Origin of the sequence: Peribacillus sp. NPDC006672, assembly GCF_050274955.1 — a bacterium.
Lineage (GTDB): Bacteria > Bacillota > Bacilli > Bacillales > DSM-1321 > Peribacillus.
In genome coordinates this window covers 89,378-109,554 of record NZ_JBNNOR010000003.1, presented here as the reverse complement: position 1 = coordinate 109,554, position 20,177 = coordinate 89,378, and the positions used below count along the sequence as shown (strand labels likewise).

Annotated in this window: 21 protein-coding genes; all 21 read right to left on the bottom strand. The window is 41.1% G+C overall.

The window, feature by feature from the left end; all coding sequences use genetic code 11:
* Positions 1 to 25: 25 nt before the first annotated feature.
* The 21 genes from atpA to ACQKKK_RS06345 all read right to left on the bottom strand — a co-directional run bounded on the left by atpA (position 26) and on the right by ACQKKK_RS06345 (position 20,149).
* Positions 26 to 1,534 (bottom strand): F0F1 ATP synthase subunit alpha, encoded by a 1,509-nt coding sequence (gene atpA, locus ACQKKK_RS06445; protein ID WP_053348485.1) that lies wholly within the window; start codon positions 1,532 to 1,534, stop codon positions 26 to 28.
* Positions 1,535 to 1,558: 24 nt separating this feature from the next.
* Positions 1,559 to 2,095 (bottom strand): F0F1 ATP synthase subunit delta, encoded by a 537-nt coding sequence (locus ACQKKK_RS06440; protein WP_427614958.1) that lies wholly within the window; start codon positions 2,093 to 2,095, stop codon positions 1,559 to 1,561.
* Complete coding sequence (atpF, locus tag ACQKKK_RS06435) at positions 2,092 to 2,613, bottom strand: F0F1 ATP synthase subunit B (protein WP_427615296.1); 522 nt, start codon at positions 2,611 to 2,613, stop codon at positions 2,092 to 2,094. The genes ACQKKK_RS06440 and atpF overlap by 4 nt, the downstream gene beginning before the upstream one ends.
* Before the next feature lie 167 nt (positions 2,614 to 2,780).
* The gene (atpE, locus tag ACQKKK_RS06430; RefSeq protein WP_048685857.1) at positions 2,781 to 3,005 is read right to left on the bottom strand and encodes a F0F1 ATP synthase subunit C; all 225 of its coding nucleotides are present in this window, start codon (positions 3,003 to 3,005) and stop codon (positions 2,781 to 2,783) included.
* A 64-nt stretch (positions 3,006 to 3,069) separates the two neighbouring features.
* Entirely contained in the window at positions 3,070 to 3,768 is a 699-nt protein-coding gene (gene atpB / locus ACQKKK_RS06425) for a F0F1 ATP synthase subunit A (protein WP_427614957.1), read from the bottom strand.
* Between the two features lie 22 nt (positions 3,769 to 3,790).
* Positions 3,791 to 4,159: an ATP synthase subunit I gene (locus ACQKKK_RS06420; RefSeq protein ID WP_427614956.1), complete on the bottom strand. Its 369-nt coding sequence runs from the start codon at positions 4,157 to 4,159 to the stop codon at positions 3,791 to 3,793.
* Positions 4,160 to 4,629: 470 nt separating this feature from the next.
* Entirely contained in the window at positions 4,630 to 6,855 is a 2,226-nt protein-coding gene (locus tag ACQKKK_RS06415) for a S8 family serine peptidase (protein ID WP_427614954.1), read from the bottom strand.
* Positions 6,856 to 6,943: 88 nt separating this feature from the next.
* Positions 6,944 to 8,086, bottom strand: coding sequence for a non-hydrolyzing UDP-N-acetylglucosamine 2-epimerase (gene wecB, locus ACQKKK_RS06410; protein WP_427614953.1), 1,143 nt, complete (start codon positions 8,084 to 8,086; stop codon positions 6,944 to 6,946).
* A 22-nt stretch (positions 8,087 to 8,108) separates the two neighbouring features.
* Entirely contained in the window at positions 8,109 to 8,738 is a 630-nt protein-coding gene (gene upp / locus ACQKKK_RS06405) for a uracil phosphoribosyltransferase (RefSeq protein WP_034315825.1), read from the bottom strand.
* Between the two features lie 235 nt (positions 8,739 to 8,973).
* On the bottom strand, positions 8,974 to 10,215 hold the full coding sequence (gene glyA / locus ACQKKK_RS06400) for a serine hydroxymethyltransferase (protein ID WP_427614951.1): 1,242 nt from the start codon (positions 10,213 to 10,215) through the stop codon (positions 8,974 to 8,976).
* 354 nt (positions 10,216 to 10,569) lie between these two features.
* A complete protein-coding gene (locus ACQKKK_RS06395) occupies positions 10,570 to 11,166 on the bottom strand; it encodes a TIGR01440 family protein (protein ID WP_427614950.1) in 597 nt (198 codons plus the stop codon).
* Between the two features lie 82 nt (positions 11,167 to 11,248).
* The gene (gene rpiB / locus ACQKKK_RS06390) at positions 11,249 to 11,695 is read right to left on the bottom strand and encodes a ribose 5-phosphate isomerase B (protein WP_427614948.1); all 447 of its coding nucleotides are present in this window, start codon (positions 11,693 to 11,695) and stop codon (positions 11,249 to 11,251) included.
* 128 nt (positions 11,696 to 11,823) lie between these two features.
* Complete coding sequence (locus tag ACQKKK_RS06385; protein ID WP_427614946.1) at positions 11,824 to 13,113, bottom strand: methyl-accepting chemotaxis protein; 1,290 nt, start codon at positions 13,111 to 13,113, stop codon at positions 11,824 to 11,826.
* Positions 13,114 to 13,136: 23 nt separating this feature from the next.
* Entirely contained in the window at positions 13,137 to 13,580 is a 444-nt protein-coding gene (locus tag ACQKKK_RS06380) for a low molecular weight protein arginine phosphatase (protein WP_284469192.1), read from the bottom strand.
* A gap of 147 nt (positions 13,581 to 13,727) precedes the next feature.
* The gene (locus tag ACQKKK_RS06375) at positions 13,728 to 14,294 is read right to left on the bottom strand and encodes a manganese efflux pump MntP family protein (RefSeq protein WP_427614944.1); all 567 of its coding nucleotides are present in this window, start codon (positions 14,292 to 14,294) and stop codon (positions 13,728 to 13,730) included.
* A gap of 75 nt (positions 14,295 to 14,369) precedes the next feature.
* Positions 14,370 to 15,419, bottom strand: a complete 1,050-nt coding sequence (locus ACQKKK_RS06370; protein ID WP_427614943.1) for an L-threonylcarbamoyladenylate synthase — start codon at positions 15,417 to 15,419, stop codon at positions 14,370 to 14,372.
* Positions 15,420 to 15,681: 262 nt separating this feature from the next.
* A complete protein-coding gene (spoIIR, locus tag ACQKKK_RS06365; protein WP_427614941.1) occupies positions 15,682 to 16,569 on the bottom strand; it encodes a stage II sporulation protein R in 888 nt (295 codons plus the stop codon).
* Positions 16,570 to 16,750: 181 nt separating this feature from the next.
* Positions 16,751 to 17,620, bottom strand: a complete 870-nt coding sequence (gene prmC / locus ACQKKK_RS06360) for a peptide chain release factor N(5)-glutamine methyltransferase (RefSeq protein ID WP_427614939.1) — start codon at positions 17,618 to 17,620, stop codon at positions 16,751 to 16,753.
* On the bottom strand, positions 17,613 to 18,683 hold the full coding sequence (prfA, locus tag ACQKKK_RS06355) for a peptide chain release factor 1 (RefSeq protein WP_427614937.1): 1,071 nt from the start codon (positions 18,681 to 18,683) through the stop codon (positions 17,613 to 17,615). The genes prmC and prfA overlap by 8 nt, the downstream gene beginning before the upstream one ends.
* A 159-nt stretch (positions 18,684 to 18,842) precedes the next feature.
* Positions 18,843 to 19,298: a hypothetical protein gene (locus tag ACQKKK_RS06350; RefSeq protein WP_427614936.1), complete on the bottom strand. Its 456-nt coding sequence runs from the start codon at positions 19,296 to 19,298 to the stop codon at positions 18,843 to 18,845.
* 245 nt (positions 19,299 to 19,543) lie between these two features.
* The gene (locus tag ACQKKK_RS06345) at positions 19,544 to 20,149 is read right to left on the bottom strand and encodes a thymidine kinase (RefSeq protein WP_061465730.1); all 606 of its coding nucleotides are present in this window, start codon (positions 20,147 to 20,149) and stop codon (positions 19,544 to 19,546) included.
* Between the last annotated feature and the right edge of the window lie 28 nt (positions 20,150 to 20,177).

Sequence of the window (20,177 nt, the reverse complement as noted above, 5' to 3'; positions counted from 1 at the left end):
CCCTTTATAAATTAGTTAGACCTTATTATTCAGAAATAACGAAGTTCTTTTTGAACTCGTTAATTGCAGCAACGATAGCAGCGTCTTCAGGAAGACCTTTAGTTGTGCGAATGTGATCTAATAATTCTGGATGAGAACGATCTAGGAACACATAGTATTCTTCTTCAAAACGAAGGATATCCGATACTGGAATATCATCTAAATGACCTTTAGTTAATGCATAGAAAATCATGACTTGTTTTTCAACTTTAATTGGTTTGTTTAGATCTTGCTTAAGAACTTCAACTGTACGAGCACCACGGTTAAGTTTTGCTTGTGTAGCAGCATCAAGATCAGAACCGAATTGAGAGAATGCTTCCAATTCACGATAAGAAGCTAAGTCTAGACGTAATGTACCAGCAACTTTTTTCATCGCTTTAATTTGTGCAGATCCACCAACACGGGATACGGAAAGACCAGCGTTAATCGCAGGACGTACACCTGAGAAGAACAAATCAGATTGTAAGAAGATTTGTCCATCAGTGATGGAAATAACGTTTGTTGGAATGTAAGCAGAGATATCGCCTGCTTGTGTTTCAACAAATGGAAGTGCAGTGATTGAACCGGCACCTAAAGTGTCATTCAATTTCGCTGCACGCTCAAGTAAGCGGGAGTGCAAGTAGAATACATCCCCTGGGAATGCTTCACGACCTGGAGGACGACGAAGCAGCAAGGAAAGTTCACGGTATGCTGATGCTTGTTTAGAAAGATCATCATAAACCACTAAAACATGCTTGCCAGCGAACATAAACTCTTCACCCATAGTCACACCAGCATATGGAGCTAGGTATAAAAGTGGTGCTGGTTGAGAAGCTGATGCAGATACAACGATTGTATAATCTAATGCACCATTTTTACGTAGTGTTTCAACTGTTCCACGAACTGTTGATTCTTTTTGTCCAATAGCAACATAAATACAGATCATGTTTTGGTCAGCTTGGTTAAGGATTGTATCGATCGCAACTGATGTTTTACCAGTTTGACGGTCACCAATGATTAACTCACGTTGTCCACGTCCGATTGGTACTAGAGCATCGATAGCTTTAATCCCTGTTTGTAATGGTTCATGAACAGATTTACGGTCCATAACACCTGTAGCAGGGCTTTCGATTGGACGAGTTTTTGTTGTAGCGATTGGGCCAAGACCATCTAATGGCTGTCCAAGCGGATTCACAACACGTCCGATTAATTCTTCTCCAACTGGCACTTCCATGATACGGCCAGTACGGCGTACTTCACTGCCTTCTTGAATGTCTCTGAAAGGTCCAAGAATAACAACACCTACGTTATTTTGCTCAAGGTTTTGTGCTAAACCCATTGAACCATTGGAAAATTCTAAGAGCTCCCCAGACATTGCATTATCTAAACCATGAACGCGAGCGATACCATCACCAACAGTGATAACTGTACCTACATCGCTTACTTTAATTTCCGACTGATAGTTTTCAATCTGCTTTTTAATCAGCGCACTGATTTCTTCAGCTTTGATGCTCATGAATTTCACCCCTATCTGTGAATATTAACCTAATAGTTGTTTGCTAAGGCGATCTAACTTACCGCTAATCGTACCGTCATAAATGCGGTTACCGATTTGTAGTTTGATGCCGCCAAGGATATTGCTATCCGTAATATTAGTAATGCGTAAATTTCTTTTGCCGATTTTGGCAGCAAAAGCTGAAGACACAGCTTCCACTTCCGTTTCAGTCAATGGACGAACTGTATAGACCGTTGCATCGGCTACTGAATTTTCTTCATTCGCAAGTTCAATAAACTCTTGAGCCATAGCAGTCACTTCATCTGTACGATGACGCTCCACCATTAACTTCACAGTGTTTTGAACGGAAGAAGAAAGGCTTGCAAATGCATTTGCAATCAATGCGCCTTTTGCATCTTTAGTCATTTTAGGATGAGCCAGGAAGCTTAATAGCTCATTATCATTTGTAAAAACTTCATTCACTATGCGAAGCTCTTCTTCAAGTTGGTTAATGAGATTTTGCTCTTTCGCAATTTGGAAAAGGGCAACGGCATAACGCTTAGCTACTGTTATATCGCTCATTTCCCTTCTCCTACCTCTTGAATATAGTCATTAATCAATTGCTCTTGATCTGCTTCGGATAGTTCTTTTTCTATTACTTTAGAAGCAATAAGTACGGATAAAGATGCCACTTGCTCACGTAATGCTGTAATAGCTTTTTCTTTTTCCTGTACAATTTCACGCTTCGCTGATTCTTTGACACGTTCAGATTCAAGACGTGCTTGATTCACGATTTCTTCACGCTGTGCTTCACCTTGAAGTTTCGCGTTTTCTATAAGTTGTCCCGCTTCAGTACGAGATTGTTTTACGATTTCACGTTGTTCTTCTAAATATTTAAGTGCTTCTTGTCTGCTAGCTTCCGCTGCTTGAATTTCATTTGCAACATGTTCTTCACGTTGAGTCATGATGCCCATTAGAGGACCCCATGCAAATTTCTTCAGCAAGAATAACAAAACGATAAACATTCCTAATTGGTATAATATGTCTCCGCCATTAAAGCCGTTGACAGCTGACCCAAGTACAAAGCTGCTTGTTAACACGCTTGGTTCACTCCCTTCACGAGTTTCACTTCTTAAAGCGTTCATTTATATGAACTTTTAGAAAATTATGCTCTTAAACTGTATTAAAACAGGATTGTGGGCATAAAGGAAAGGCGAAGGTTCACATGGAACGAACTTCGCCATTTTTGAACTTTTTAAAGGTTCTATTAACCACCATATACCATAAACGCAATTACTACCGCGATGATAGGCATCGCTTCAACTAAACCTACCCCGATGAACATTGTTGTTTGAAGCATACCGCGAGCTTCTGGTTGACGAGCGATACCTTCTACTGTTCTTGAAACGATAAGACCATTACCAATACCTGCACCTAGTGCTGCTAAACCAATTGCAATTGCTGCTGCAAGAAGACCTACTGAACCTGTCATTATAAATATCCTCCTTAGATTGTATCAAAATTTATTATTTTTTTAGTTCTAAATGAACTTATAATTAATGGTCGTCACTGACTTTATGAGACAGATAAACCATTGTTAACGTGACAAAGATAAACGCTTGGATACTGCCGACGAAAATACTATAGCCTTGCCATACTAATGTAGGCACAATTGCACCAATAAATCCGAGAGCTCCACCACTAAATGCTAGAGATCCTGCTAGTAGACCCAGCAAAACTTCACCAGCATAAATATTACCATATAGACGCAGACCAAGTGTCAAGGAGTTTGTAAATTCCTCTACAAGTGTCATTGGGTTTTTATAAGCTTTAAAGTAACCCTTGGCGCCTTTCATTTTTATAGCATAATAATGCGTTAAACCTAAAACCATGACTGCAAGAGTCAATGTGATAACTGGGTCGGCTGTTGGTGATTTCCACCAAAGCACTCCATTGTAACTAATTGCAAACGGAAGACCTAGCATATTGGACACAAAAATGTACATTAGCAAAGTCATACCAAGCAGTTGAAACTGACCACCTGTTCTCCAGTCCATGTTACTATTAATAATACCTTTAACGAAATCCATAATCCATTCCATGAAATTCTGCATGCCGGTTGGCTTCATTGCAAGCTTACGTGTACCAAGCACAGCAAGTATGAACACAACTAGACTGGCAACCGTAATCATTAGGACGTTACTCAAGTTAAAGGTAAGACCCATAAAATCGTGTAAGGGTGCTCCATGATTCAACTATATTCACCTCTCTTCCCCGCTATCGACGTATTAATTGGATGAAAAAATCTATAAAAATGACAATATAAGCTGTCATTAATCCCCATACAACACTTATCAGATGAAAATGCTCCGGAAATTCCAATGCAATGAGTACCGCTAGTCCTGCGGATGCCATTCGTGTCATCGTCCCAAGAGATTTCGTTTTCTTTCCTTCATCGAGCGCCTGACTGAATTTTTTCATTTTCTGATTGATCAGCCATAAATTGTATAAACTCAAACTCGTACCCAGTATAAGCCCAGCAAAAACGGCTTGATAACTCGTAAGTCCCCATCCAACAACATAAACCGCCAGAAGAAAAATTATATATTTAATCTGCCTGTTGAACATGATTTTCATTTCTGGCATTTTTCATTTAATCTCCTGAGAAATATTTTCGTACTGAATGAAGCATTGCTTGTAAACTTAGCAAGTCCACAAAGAAGGCCAATTACTAATAGCAGCGGTTCGAATATTAAGTCCTGACAAGTCATCTTTCTTATAAGAAGATACCGTTCAAAACTGATCCGACTATTTGAGAAAGAATCGTTGACATCAAATTCATAGCCATTTTAAACGGCAATTATTTTGACGCAAGTTGCATCCTCGCGGTTGATTTTGGGTGGAGGATAGAAAACATTTCATGCTGTAAAAATATGCATGCTGGGCTACTGAAAACCCTCTCATTTTACATCCTTTGTTAGCATACAATAGGCAAGAATCATTGTCAATGAGTGGTTAGTGAAATTTGTCACAGGTTTGTAATTATTAACGAATTGTTCACAAATTTTCTTTTTTATACTATTGACAAGCGTTTTATTTTACTTATCACACTTTGTTCACTCAATAAGTAACGTCTTTTCTATCCGATCTTCCCTTCCACCCTTTCTCGCAAAGATTATCGCTTTATACACTCCTTTAGATGGCAAATTCTTTTTCAATACATCTTTTTTGATCAAACCGGAAGGGGCCGATCTGGACCAATCCAAATATCCAGCGAATTTCAAGCTATCTTCCTCATATAGGGCAATACCGAATTCTTCAGCCCCGCGTGGAAGGTACATTTCGTATCGATATGTTCCTTTCTGGTCCCCTTGGCCAAAATCAAATCCCATTATCCTTGGGTAATCAGGCTCTTCTTTTACATATAAATAAGGAAGGGATATTCTTTTGGTTCCTTCCATTATAATGAGGTATCCATCAAAGACTCCCTTTCTTAGCTTGGCTGGGTTGACCTGTAGTCCCACTGTAATCGTTTTCTTTTCCTTCGGATTCAAAGTAAGGGATTTTGGCAATTCCCAAGTGAGTCCCGTCTCTTTCAATGGGACCATAAAAGAGTACTTCCTCATTTTCTTTCCGGTATTTTCAATGACTATCGTTTCATGATGCTCTTCAATTCCATCTTTTTTTGTATACATCCCGAATGACAACGAGCTTGGACTCAAGAGCGTGTCGACTTTTAAAGCTTCGTCAATCTGAATGCGTCCTGCCCCCTGTTCATATGTGTGATACAATTGTTTTCCAGATTTCCTCAATGGCTTGGAAGTACTCATCAATGCAGATTTCACTTGATCAGGGGTCCATTCCGGGTGTTTTTGCAGGATTAAAGCGCACGCTCCTGCAACATGCGGTGCGGACATACTTGTTCCATCCAGGGACATATATCCTTTAGGAATGGTGCTTTCAATTGCCACTCCTGGTGCCAATACGTCAGGCTTTATTCCCCATGATACGGTTACCGGTCCCCTGGAGCTAAAATCAGCGAGCTTATCCTGCTCGTTCTTATAAACAAATTGAACGGTTTTGCCGTGATCTTGCTCCATGATTTGCTTTAGTTGCAATCCATCTCTTCTATTAATAGAAGCAGCTGGGATGTTCATTTCTTTTTCCAAGGTTCCAGTAAAGGTCCCGCTCGTATTATTATAAACAATTACCCCTTTTGCACCTGCCTTCTCAGCATTGGATACTTTTTGCTGGAAAGTAAGTGTGCCTCGCTCCAACAACACAATCTTATCCTGAACATGTTTCAGGTCCTTTTCATTACCCAGACCCCCATATATGACATCCTCAGAAAATGTCATGCTCCACTTTTTGGAGCCTTGAAACAAGGTTAAATGAGATTGATACTTTTTCGAGCCAAGCCCGTAAACCATATATGGAACCTTTAAGGGAGGAGTCGATGCCCCAACGGAAATCGCTTTTTCTGCTGTTCCGGGTGATCCGACGGTCCAAACAGCGGGACCGGAATTCCCGTTTGATGTCACGGCAACGATTCCGCTTTCCACAACCTTATTCAAAGCAAGAGAAATAGGTAAATCAGGGCCATTGACATTATTTCCAAGAGAGAGGTTTAATACATCCACATTATCCTTCACGGCCGACTCAATAGCAGTCAAGACTTGCTCTGTATCTCCTGCACCACCTGGCCCCAAAGCCCGATATGCATAAATCTCCGCTTCTGGTGCGACTCCTTTCATTTTTCCATTGGCCGCTATGATACCTGCCACATGAGTCCCATGTAATGTATCCAGATCGCCTTGATTTTTGGTTTCCATCGGATCCTCATCACCATCAACTAAATCCTTCCCTCCTTTGTAAGCACGGTCTAAATCTGGGTGTGTATAATCAATTCCAGTATCGATAATCCCTACTTTTACCCCTTTCCCGGTGATTCGATGATTCTCCTTATCGAAGAACCCCCTCGCCCTGCCTCCTCCTATGTATGGCACACTTTTATCCAACACGGCATGATACATGGATACTTCCGTTACAGTCTGAATTTTATTCTCCTTTTTGAGTTGTTCTATTTCATTCACTTTCCCCTGTAAGGAAAAACCATTCAGGGCAACCGAATAAACATTCCGTAATTGAAGGGATGGATATTTTTCAATCAGTTTATTAATCTTTTTTTGCTGAAGTTCCCTATCCAAAGTGACAACTACCGTTACTTCCTTAGATTCAGATATTTTTGGTAAAGGCGGCAGAGTAACGGACGCCAAACCCTTTTCATTTGAATAAATACATATAAAAAGGAAAACAAACACTATGAACGTTTTCTTTCCCAACTTAATCATGCCCCCTTAGCAGTTATCTTTTCTCAACAACCTTGGAGTATACAAATAAAAAAGGAAAAGCCATATGGCTTTTCCTTTTTTATGAATCAAATCTAGCTGGTGGTATATTTACTTGCTTAAAATAGTAACGGATGGCTTCAGCTATACGGACCGAAGCATTTCCATCGCCATATGGATTTGAAGCCTTGGACATTTTTTCATGTTCCTCTTGATTGGTGAGCAATTCATGTGTCATATTGAATATGGTTTGTTCATCAGTACCCGACAACCTTAAGGTTCCAGCTGCAATCCCCTCTGGGCGTTCAGTCGTATCCCTCAAAACAAGAACAGGTACACCTAGTGACGGTGCCTCTTCTTGGATTCCTCCAGAATCGGTTAAAATCAGATAAGCTCTTGAAGCGAAGTTATGGAAATCTAATACATCCAGCGGCTCGATTAAATGAACCCGCGGATCGTCCCCGAGAATTTCGTTTGCTAATTCTTGAACAAGAGGATTCAAATGGACTGGATAAACCACTTGAATGTCCTCATGCTCAGCAATGATTCTCTTGACGGCCCTGAAGATATTCCTCATGGGTTCACCTAGATTTTCTCTGCGATGGGCAGTAAGTAAAATGAGCCTGTCTTCTCCAAGTCCATTTAAAACCGGATGGGAATATGTGGACCGCACAGTGGTTTTTAAGGCATCTGTCGCCGTATTTCCCGTCACGAAGATATTGTCTTTCTTGTTTTCGTTCAGCAAATTCTCCTCCGCTTTTGAAGTCGGCGCAAAATGCAAATCCGCCATCGTACCGGTAAGCTGCCGATTCATCTCTTCCGGATAAGGGGAATACTTATTCCATGTGCGCAACCCCGCTTCTACATGCCCAATGACAATCTGATTATAAAAAGCAGCCAGACTCGCGACAAACGTTGTGGTTGTATCACCGTGGACAAGAACAATATCGGGTTTAGCTTCCTTCATTACGGAATCAAGACCATTTAATGCTCTTGTTGTAATGTCAGCAAGCGTTTGCCTTTCCTTCATTATGTTCAAGTCATAATCCGGCTGAATGGAAAATAATTCGAGAACTTGATCTAACATTTGACGATGCTGAGCCGTAACAGCAACGATCGGCTTGAAATATTCTGGGTGTTTTTGAAATTCGAGTACTAAGGGAGCCATTTTGACAGCTTCTGGTCTCGTCCCGAAAATTGTCATGACCTTTATCGGTTTGTTCATTCGTGACACCTCAGTTTCTTTCTTATTTTGTGCCGAATAAACGATCTCCTGCATCTCCAAGACCTGGAACGATATAACCATGTTCATTCAGTTTTTCGTCAAGTCCTGCAATATAAATATCAACATCAGGATGGGCTTCTTTTAATGCTTCTACACCCTCTGGCGCTGCGATCAAACACATGAATTTAATATTGACTGCACCGCGCTTTTTAATGGAGTGGATCGCTTCGATGGCTGAACCGCCAGTTGCTAACATCGGGTCAACGACAATGCATTCTCTTTCTGCCAAATCACTTGGCATTTTCGCATAATATTCAACTGGTTTCAAAGTTTCAGGATCACGGTAAAGCCCAACATGTCCGACCTTTGCAGCTGGAATCAGTTTAATGATTCCGTCCACCATCCCTATGCCTGCACGTAAAATCGGAACGATCCCCACTTTTTTACCAGAAAGCATTTTCACTTTCGCTGTGCTTACAGGTGTTTGGATTTCCACCTCTTCCAGTGGCATATCCCTTGTAATTTCAAATGCCATCAATGATGCAACTTCGTCCACTAGTTCGCGGAATTCTTTTGTTCCTGTATTTATATCACGTATATAGGCTAATTTGTGTTGAATTAACGGGTGATCGAAAACATAAACTTTTCCCATTCAGCATCTCTCCAATTCCATTCTTATTTTTTCGCTTTTTTATGATTTCCCTAATCGAATAGAAAAATTTTCGTGTCTTTTAAAATTCACTTCAACCTATTTTACAGAAAAATGTTTCATTCTTCAATAAAGGTTTAGATGTCAGACCTATTTCCACTATTCAGACTCTTCTAATATACTCACCTTCATTAAAGTACAAAAAAACCGCTCCATTTAAAAGGGAGCGGTTCTGATATTACAATGAAGGATATAATTCAAATTTGTTCGTTAATGATTCAACGCGCTGTTTTGCTTCTTCAAGTTTAGCTTCGTCTTCATTATTTTTCAAAACAAGTCCGATGATTGCAGCTATTTCATCCATGTCTTCAAATCCAAAGCCACGGGATGTCACTGCAGCAGTCCCAATACGAATACCACTTGTGACGAATGGTTTTTCCGGATCATAAGGAATCGCATTTTTGTTAACCGTAATACCGATTTCATCCAAAACATGTTCTGCGATTTTTCCTGTTAATCCTGTAGAGCGTACATCAAGAAGAATCAAGTGATTGTCCGTTCCATCAGAAACAAGGGTGAATCCTTCTTTCTTCAAACCTTCGCCCAAGCGTTTAGCATTATCGATGATTTGTTGTGCATACACTTTAAAATCATCTTGAAGCGCTTCGCCGAATGCAACAGCCTTAGCGGATATCACATGCATCAATGGCCCGCCTTGAATACCAGGGAAGATGGATTTATCAATTTTCTTACCGAATTCTTCTTTACAGATGATCATCCCTCCGCGTGGTCCGCGAAGTGTTTTGTGAGTAGTTGTCGTTACAAAGTCTGCATAAGGAATTGGGCTTTGATGCAATCCTGCTGCAACTAAACCTGCGATATGCGCCATATCGACCATTAAATAAGCTCCAACTTCATCTGCAATTTCACGGAATCGCTTGAAATCAATTTCACGTGGATATGCACTTGCACCTGCTACGATCAATTTCGGCTTGTGCTGACGCGCTTTCTCCAATACATCATTGTAATCAATACGGTGATCTTGTTCGTCTACACCATATTCAACAAAATTGTAGTTAACACCACTGAAGTTAACTGGACTTCCATGTGTTAAGTGACCGCCATGCGAAAGGTTCATCCCAAGCACTGTGTCGCCAGTTTGAAGTACTGTAAAGTAAACGGCCATATTAGCTTGAGCTCCAGAGTGAGGCTGTACGTTTACATACTCCCCGCCGAAAATTTCTTTTGCACGCTCACGTGCTAGATCTTCAACGATGTCAACATACTCACATCCGCCATAGTAACGTTTTCCAGGGTATCCTTCTGCATACTTATTAGTCAGGACCGATCCTTGAGCTTCCATGACAGCTTCACTTACGAAGTTCTCAGAAGCAATAAGCTCAATCTTACTTCTTTGACGCCCTAATTCCAGTTGAATTGCGTTAAATACTTGCTCATCTTGCTTTGCTAAACGATTCATTCCGTAATTCCTCCCCAAATTGTGCGTGATTCGCTTTTTAGTATTTATGTGCAACATGCCTTCAAAAAGACATGAAAAAGCCTTACCCTTAATTATTAGAAAATTCTATTCCATTTTAACATGTCTAATTTAGAAGTGATAGTCTAATTTTATCGAACATTAAATGTTTTTTAATTAAAAAACGTTCGTATTTAACAGTGAAATTAAGTTAAATAGCTCTTTTACCCTATATTTCATCAGCGAAAAAATATTTTATTGGCACTAAAAGTGTGAACATTATCTAAGTTTTATAATTTCACTCCCTTTCTATACGAAAAACAGCATTCCCCATCCGAGAAATGCTGTTTAACTTACCTATAAAGTACAACTCTTGTTTTCCATGAGGTCCTGATAAACGGCCCGTTCCCCGCCTATTAGTTTCGGGCGGGTTTTTGCCATGGTCACATGTGCATGTCCTATTTCTTTAATGGCAGATCGAACTGGAACCGCCACATGCTTTAAATGCATGCCAATGAAGGTATCCCCAATGTCTATCCCCGCTTCCGCTTTAATATGTTCAACGACGACAGCATCTTTCCATTGTTGATAAGCGAACGTCGCCATCGATCCCCCAGCTGTTCTGACCGGCACAACCGAAACTTCTTCATAATCGTTTCGCACTGCGGTTTCCCTTTGCAAAACCAGGGCCCTATTTAGATGCTCACAACATTGATATGCAACCTGAATACCCGTTTTTTCTTGAAAATCCCTCACTACGGAAAAAACCATCCCCGCAACGTCGAGCGTCCCTTCCGTACCGATTCGTTTTCCAATCACTTCACTAGTACTGCAGCCGATTACCAGTAGCTGGTTCTCTTTTAAAGCTGCCTCTTCTTGAAACTCATGTAATAGTTTCCGAAACTGGTTTTCCCATATCTCAAGTTCATTCGAAAATATAGCATCACTTGTCATGAAAACGCATCCTTTCAATAAGAAAACTTGCTAGCGGAAGAAAAGAGTGGACTCTCTAGATTCTTTTCCAAAACCTTAACGATTAGCTGTGCTTATCTTCATACTCCGCTATCTTACCAATCCTGTTTTGATGACGCCCGCCTTCAAATTCCGAAGTCAGCCATGTTTGTGCAATTTCCCTGGCAAGACCCGGGCCAATGACACGTTCCCCCATCGCTAACATATTGGTATCATTATGCTGACGGGTCAATTTTGCACTATAGACATCATGAACCAATGCACAACGTATCCCTTTAACCTTATTAGCTGCAATGCTCATTCCAATTCCAGTCCCACAGATTAAAATACCCCGATCGAACTCACCCTGTGCAACTTTTTCTGCAACCGGCAATGCATAATCCGGATAATCCACTGACGTACTGCATTCACAGCCAAAGTCCTCAAATGGAATCTGTAATTCATTCATTAAATTCTTTATTTCTTCACGGATATGTATTCCACCATGATCCGAAGCAATTGCAACTTTCATCAAAATCCTCCTTAGCTTTTTTATTTGATTTTATTGTGTCACAAAATTATGAAAAGATAAAGGATGGCCAATCTTTTTTCCTCCCGCAAAGAAGCAGGAAACCAATCAAGGTTTCCTGCTGAAAAATGTCAAGTGTTAAAGCGTGTAATGGTCCCGTTCAACTTTTCCGCTTGCACTTTAAGGTCCATCGCCGATTTTTTGACGTTTTCCATGACTATTGCTTGTTCGCTCGTCGTAGCCATTACTTCTTCCGCTCCAGCAGATGTTTCTTCTGCAATGGCAGCCACTTCTTGGGACTGCCTAGATGTTTCTTCCACACATTCCATTTGACGGTCAACAAGCTCAGTAATATCTTTTACTGCAACGACCACATTATGTACCGTTTTTGTCATTCCTTCTATCGCTATATCCGTATTTGCCCCTTTTTGGGCTTCTTCATTTGCCGATATGACCTGATCGCCGATTTGTTTCACAACTGCCTGGACCTCAACTTGAATATTTTGAACCAAGTTCGAAATGCCCTGAACAGCTTTTGCACTCTGATCAGCTAACAACCGGACTTCTTCGGCTACAACCGCGAACCCTTTTCCATGTTCCCCTGCCCGTGCAGCTTCAATGGAAGCATTCAATGCCAGCAGGTTCGTCTGTGCCGCAATATCGCCGACAAGTTCGATGATTCGCTCCACCTTTTTTGCATTTTCCTCTAAACGATTGACTGTTTTCAGCGACCGTTGATTTTCTTCAGCCAATTGTTTAATGCCATGAACCAAGGAATTGACCACCGCTTTGCTCTGAACAAGTTCTGTAGCCATATCACTGGATAGTCCAACGGATTCCTGTGCTTTGCTTTGAACCTTTTTGGCAATCATGACGACATCATCAATGGATTCAGCAGTATTCATGATGGAAGCGGCAGATGTATCCGCCCCTTTTGAGATTTCCTCTATGGTTCTTGCTATATTTTCTGCCTGTTCGGATGCTTTTGAAGATTCTTGAGAGATATGAAGGACCTTTTTGTTGGTCTCACGGAAATTCTCTTCAATATTCTGAACCATGTCCTTCAGGTTAGAAAGCATATGATTGAAAGCAGTGCCTAATGAACGGATTTCATCATCCGTCTTCGATAACACCACTTCGTCGTTTATACTTCCCTCAGCAGCACTTAATACAACTTTTTCTAGTCTTTGCAGGGGTTTAGTAATAAGACCAGCAGCGAAAAACGAAAGAATCCCCGACCACAATATGCCTAATAAAAGCGTCCCTACACTAAAACTTAGCGAACTCATTTTTTCAAAAAACATTGGATGGACCACGAAAATAAAAAATGCCGAGGTCGAATAGGTAATCAGTGCAAGGACTGTAATGAACATAACCAATTTTTTTCGCAAGCCAAACTTATAATGTGTTCTTTCCGCCATACTGTTTCCCCCCTGTAGACTGTTTACTCTTTCAGCCTTATGACTAATTCTTCTATCAATTCCTGCAGCTCCCTGAAGGTTTCCCGATAGATGCCTTCAGAACCGCCAAACGGATCTATTATGTCTCTATCATATTTATCGTCAATAACGAATTCTTTTAAAGTAAAAGTCTTATCGATCATCTTGGGATATGTACGGATAATGACCGCTTTATGCCCTTCCGTCATGGTGAAAATATGAGTCGCCCACTCCATTTCCTTCTCGGATAAAGGCGTTGAATGATGATTATGCACTATGTCATTCTCAACCAATACATTTTTAGCATGCATAGAAGCATCCTGTCCCGCTGAAGCATAAACACCAGCGGACTTCACTTCAACACCTGCAATATGCTTATTTTTTAATATCGCTTCTGCCATGGGGCTTCTGCATGTGTTACCCGTACATACAAATAATACTCGGATCATTTTAACGCCTCCTTTTTATTCATTATAAGCTATCGCCCGTTCTTTATAGGCAAAAAAATAAACACTCTCTTTATGTCATAAGAAAAAATAAAAACCGTCCCGGTAATCGGAACAGTTGAGGAAGGAAAGGTATGAAGTCAAGTGGAATTAAAAAGAGAACAATAATTTTAAACCAAACGCACACAGTATGCTTCCGCCAAGAATCTCACTATAAACTCCGAGCAACCCCTGCATTTTTCTACCCAGTAATAGCCCTAGCCACGTTAACAGAGTGGCAGCCAACCCAAAACAAAGAACGGTTATAATCGTTTTCGCACCGTAAATCCCCAGGGTTAACCCTACCGAGAAGCTATCCAGACTTACCCCTAAAGCAAAAATGAATAGGCCTTTCCCGACAGGAGCCAGCATCTTATTTCCCCTGGTATCAGCTTCACCCTTTTTACCTGGGATAAACATCTGTATACCAAGAATGATTAACAATAGACCGCCGGCGTATGTAGCAAAGGTCCCGAATTTTTCTGAAATGAAACGGCCTGCCCCCATACCAAGCAAGGGCATCCAAATATGAAAAATACCTACTATCAGCCCTATAAAAAATATTTGCCTCAACCTTAGCTTAAACATTCCCATTCCTAGGCCAACGGAAAAGGCATCCATTCCCAACGCGAATGCCATGAGTAATAAGGTGATGATTTCCCCAGCAAATGTATTCATTCCAATCCTCCCTCGGACGTGCCTACTACATGTTATGCATGTCCGAAAAGAAATAGAAGAATAAATCAGTCCTTGTTACACATGTTCCTCGATGATTTGATGACCTGCCGCCTTCTCAAGCCGGTTCATGACAGCAGCTCCGATACCATAGTTAGGAAACATTTCACTGAAAATGATATCGACCTCCAGCTCATCAAATTGTCGTAAAGTATCATATAAGCCTGTCGCAACTGTATGTAAATCCGTTAAAGAACCTGGGACAACCACATAATCCGCATTATAATCCTGCTGATGTTCTAAAGCCGTTATGATGCCTACCTTTAACCCGTCACTTCTTTTTTCATTCACAAGTTTCTGAAGGAAAGCTTGATTACCTTTGACTAAAAATAGAGGGGCCTTTGGGGCATAGTGGGTATATTTCATGCCCGGAGCTTTTGGTGGCGTTTCCTGATTCTTCAAAGCGACATCTTGCCTAACTTCTCCTATTACAGCTTCCAATTGTTCCAAAGTCACCCCACCAGGCCTTAAAATAACAGGGACTTCCACAGTGCAGTCCAGTACTGTGGATTCTACGCCCACACCCGTAGTACCGCCATCGACAATGCCTGCAATCCGGCCCATCAAGTCATCTTCCACATGTTTGGCTGAGGTTGGACTTGGTTTTCCGGAAGTATTTGCACTTGGAGCTGCAATGGGCAAATCACTCGCACGAATAAGACCAAGGGCAACCAGATGATCTGGCATCCTGACAGCCACCGTGTCCAATCCAGCTGTAACAAGGGTTGATAGCTGGCCCGGTTTTCGTTTCATGATCAAAGTCAAAGGACCCGGCCAAAATTCCGCGATTAGCTTCCGTGCCTTTACCGGAATCTCTTCTACAATATCTGACAACTGGTCATCTGACGCTATATGAACGATTAAAGGATTATCACTCGGACGCCCCTTTGCTTCAAACACTTTTTTGACCGCCTCGTCGCTTTTAGCATTTGCGCCTAGTCCATAAACGGTCTCTGTAGGAAAAGCAACCACTTGATCAGCCCTTAATAATTCAGCTGATTGTGTAATCTGGGGATAACTTTGTAAATTATCCACATTTTTATCCACTGACCAAACTTTCGTTTTCATTTTTAACACCATCGCCTTTTAACATTTCTTATTTTATATAATCGCTTTTATATGAACGATATTTTCAACTTATCGTACTAATTTTACTTAAAAGATACTTTGAAAGTATAAAAGAAGTATACACATAATTCAAGTGTTATCCACAAATTGGGGATAACCATATCGAATCCGTGGATAAGTTTGTGGATATTAAAGATTAATGACAGACTTTTTTGATTTTTTGTTAATAACCCTGTGGATATGTTTTTTAAATTATCTGATCTTAAAAAAGCTCATTGAAGATTTCTGCAAATAAGGACTTCACTTCGACCTCAGGTTCCTTTTCACCTTCATATAATTGTTGACCCTGTTCATTGGACGCCGTAAGCTTCTCTTTGTTTTCCTTAACATTCCCATCAATGACTTCCTCCGTTACTTCCTCGTTCCCTTTTACTTCTGTCACTTTCCCTTTGTCCTCTGGCTCGATAACCTTTTCCTTTACCGTTTCTTCCGGTACTTCCTCTTTTATACTTTCATCTTTTACCCCTTCTTCAACTACTTCCTCTTGAACAGGTACTTTCTCTTCATTCGTTGCAGCATAAGCCTTCCCTTCCGAAGTTACGGGTCCTTTATCTTCATCCTCTACAATCGGACTTTGACTTACAGCCGTCCCATTTGAAAAATCCAAGAAACATAATGGAGGAAATAACACACACCACCAATTAGCCCCTTCCCCTTCACCCAGTGTGATGATCACAGCTTCATAATCCCCTGCCGGATATAAATACTGCCCGTAAAGTTTTGTTGGAAATTCCGCTTGTCCAAAATCTACTTTTACTGACTGTTCCAAACCTTGTTCCTTTATGACTGCCTCAGCCGTGGCCTGGATATCCGGTAGATGTGAGGTGATCACATCCCTCGCTTCATCCAAAGAAGTAAGCTCCTGGACCCACTTTGTGATATCTTCATTTACCTCATCCCTAATCAGCCGCTTAACCGCTTGATCCTCTTCTGTATCACTATTAGCAAGTATCCGCAGACGAATCGCCTCATCCGGAATCACCATTGTTTCCTCTGCACCGACCATTTCCGCTTTAGGCATATATATACTTACGATCGTTCCTATAGTTAAGATTAATAGATAAATAATGGCTAAATGTTTAGTTTTCATCGCCTTCGCCCCCTCACATGAATTAGTCTCACCATTTTCCAGCTATCTTAAACTAGTAAAAATTAAAAAAATTGATAGCTGGAAATATAGATTCCAATTGGATAATGAGGGGGGTGACCATAAAAAAAACCGTCTCAAAGTAGAGACGGATCCAGAGAACCCGTCCCTAAGAAGAGACGAATCATTTTAATACAGCAAAGACCATTCTATCTTTTTCGTTAATATCATTTACAATGGATACTTCTGCGGCGGGAAAGGTTCGCTTCAATAAATCGGCAACCGCCTGGCCCTGTCCAGTGCCCACTTCAAAACCGATCAGTCCAGGCACCTTCATGATAAGAGGTAACTGTTCCATAAAACGGCGGTAAAAATCCAGCCCGTCGATACCAGCAAATAATGCACGATGTGGTTCATGGCCTGTTACGACTTCAGACATGGATTTTTGATCATCATTTGGTATATATGGGGGATTCGATAAAAGGATGTCCACCTTCTGGTTCATGTTAATAAAAGGCTGAAGCAAATCACCCTGCATGAACTGCACTTCGGCACCAAGTGATTCGGCATTTTTCCTCGCCACTTCAAGTGAAGGATCTGCTATGTCCGTGGCCATCACCAACAAGCTTGTTTTTTCAAGTTTCATCGTAATGGCGATTGCACCGCTGCCCGTTCCAATATCCGCTAATCGGAGCTGTTGTCCCTCCATAAAAATGGCCGGGAGTTTACGTAATGTATAATAAATCAATTCTTCTGTTTCAGGTCTCGGTATAAGCACTTCTTCATTTACAAAAAAAGTCCGCCCATAAAATTCTTCACTGCCTATTATATATTGGATGGGTGTTCCATCAGCATGCAGCTCAATAGCTGCCTTAAATTGTCCAAAATCTTCTTCACTAAGCACATCATGAAGGTTGGCTAGTAGCTGGGAGCGATTTTGTTTTAATAAATGCTGTAACAGGATTTCCCCTGCATTGGCGTCACGATCATTTTCCTTTAAAAAAGAAGAAGCCCATTTAAGGGCTTCAAACACTTTCAGGCCAGAATTATTCATCTGCATTTTCCAGCCTTGAAGATTGGTCTTCCATGATTAAAGCATCCACGACATCATCCAGTTTACCTTCCATGATTTGATCCAGCTTTTGAATCGTTAAACCAATACGGTGGTCAGTAACGCGGTTTTGCGGGAAGTTATACGTGCGAATCCTTTCGGAACGATCGCCCGTTCCAACAGCAAGCTTCCTATTTTGATCATATTCCGCCTGCACTTCGCGATGGATTTTATCATAAACCCTGGCACGCAAAACCTTCATTGCTTTTTCTTTGTTCTTGATTTGTGACTTTTCATCTTGACAGGATACAACCGTATTAGTCGGAATATGAGTCAATCGCACCGCTGACATGGTCGTATTAACACTTTGCCCGCCAGGACCGCTTGATGCAAAGGTATCGACACGAACATCCTTATCGTGGATCTCGACTTCCACTTCCTCAGCTTCGGGTAAAACGGCAACAGTGGCTGTAGATGTATGAATCCGTCCACCTGATTCAGTTTCAGGTACTCGCTGAACCCGATGGGCTCCATTTTCGAATTTCAATTTTGAATAAGCGCCATTGCCATTGATCATGAATATGATTTCCTTGTAGCCTCCAAGCCCGGTAGGACTTGCTTCAATGACTTCAGTCCGCCAACCCTGCACCTCTGCAAAACGGCTATACATCCGGTATAAACTACCTGCAAATAAAGCCGCTTCATCTCCGCCTGCCGCTCCGCGGATCTCCATGATTACGTTTTTATCATCGTTAGGGTCTTTCGGAATGAGCAATATTTTCAGTTTATCCTCAAGGCCTTGTATGGTCTCTTCAAGTTCATTGATCTCTTCTTTTACCATTTCACGCATATCTGCATCAAGTTTGTCCTCCAGCATAGCCTTAGCTTCCTGAAGTTGCTCACGAACCGCTTTATATTCTTTATAAGCCGATGCGGTCTCTTGAATACTGGATTGCTCCTTAGAATATTCCCTTAGCTTCTTAGTGTCATTAATGATCTCCGGGTCACTTAATAGCTCATTCAATCTTTCATATCTATCTTCTACTGCTTGCAATCGATCAAACAAATTATTCACCTCATAATTTTCCAAAACATCTGAAACGAATTGGAAGTAATCCATCTTTTTTAACTATAAATAAGTAGTTCAGTGCCCCAGCTCAGTTCACTTCTAGGTTAATTATAGTATAGGTGAATAATCAACGTCAAAGAGGATTCAAAATTGTGGTTATTTCTTTAACTTAACATCTATTTTATATTGGGGCACAACCCTGGTTATCATGTCTTGAATTCGCTGCTTTTCCTCATTTCTTTTTTCTTCTGTCTTGATTTCACCTTTATCATGGACCGTAACATGTATGGTATTGCCATTAAACCACACGGTGCCCGCCTCATAATTAGTTTTCGACTTAATGACCTCTCGGATTTTATCAATTTCCTGCCCCATGGAAGGGGAATTATTCGATGTTTGATGCGGAGTGTTTAGGACTTGATCCGATGGCCGTTCCGTTTCATTGTCCCAATCATTATTAGACATACGTTTTAACCCTTTGCCAACAAAATCTTTTCCATCCCGGGATTGATCGCCATATTCCGAATCATTATTTATTGCATTGTTATTTTGACCGCATGCTGTTAGTGCAGCAAGAAAAAAGGCCATAATAAAAACCAGTATTGATTTCATATTTTTTCCCTCCATTTTGATTAGTTAAACAAGAACATTTCCTGAGTTAGCCTTCCCAAAATGGGGCAATATTTATCTTTTATTTCCCTTCCATGTATTGGTCTTACCCACCTGAATGCCTTTAGAAGGTTTTTGCGCATGGCTTATCCGCTTTTAGAATAGACTCAATTTCCTCTATAAATTACTTAACCATTTCTTCATAAAAAAGCACCCTAAGATCACATTAGATCATAGGGCACCATCATTCAAATATGTTCTTTAATCCCGACAGCCTGCTTACCTGGAACTTCGTGATGATGACGGCAGCGGGGCTCGTATGATTCCGATGCACCCACAAGGATGATCGGCTCATCATAGGAGGCCGGCGCCCCATCTATCAATCGCTGTGTCCTGCTCGCAGGTGATCCGCACACTTCACACACAGCCTGCAGCTTAGTCACTGATTCTGCTAGCGACAATAGAACAGGCATAGGACCGAATGGTTCACCTCTGAAGTCTTGATCGAGTCCAGCCATAATCACTCGATAACCGCTGTCCGCAAGATGCTGGGCAACCCCGATAATTTCATGATCAAAAAATTGCACTTCATCTATAGCAATGATATCCAGGGGCTTGTCCAAATGCTTAAAAATATCAGTTGAATGGGCAATCGGTTTTGCCATCACAGAAGATCCATTGTGTGATACGACAGCCTCTTCCGCATAGCGATTATCTATAGCCGGTTTAAATACAGCTATTTGCTCTTTAGCAAATTGAGCACGGCTGACTCGTTTTATCAATTCCTCAGATTTACCTGAAAACATGCTTCCGCAAATAAGCTCGATCCAGCCTGTTTGTTTCATTACATACATGGAAACAGCTACTCCCTTCCACCTGTCG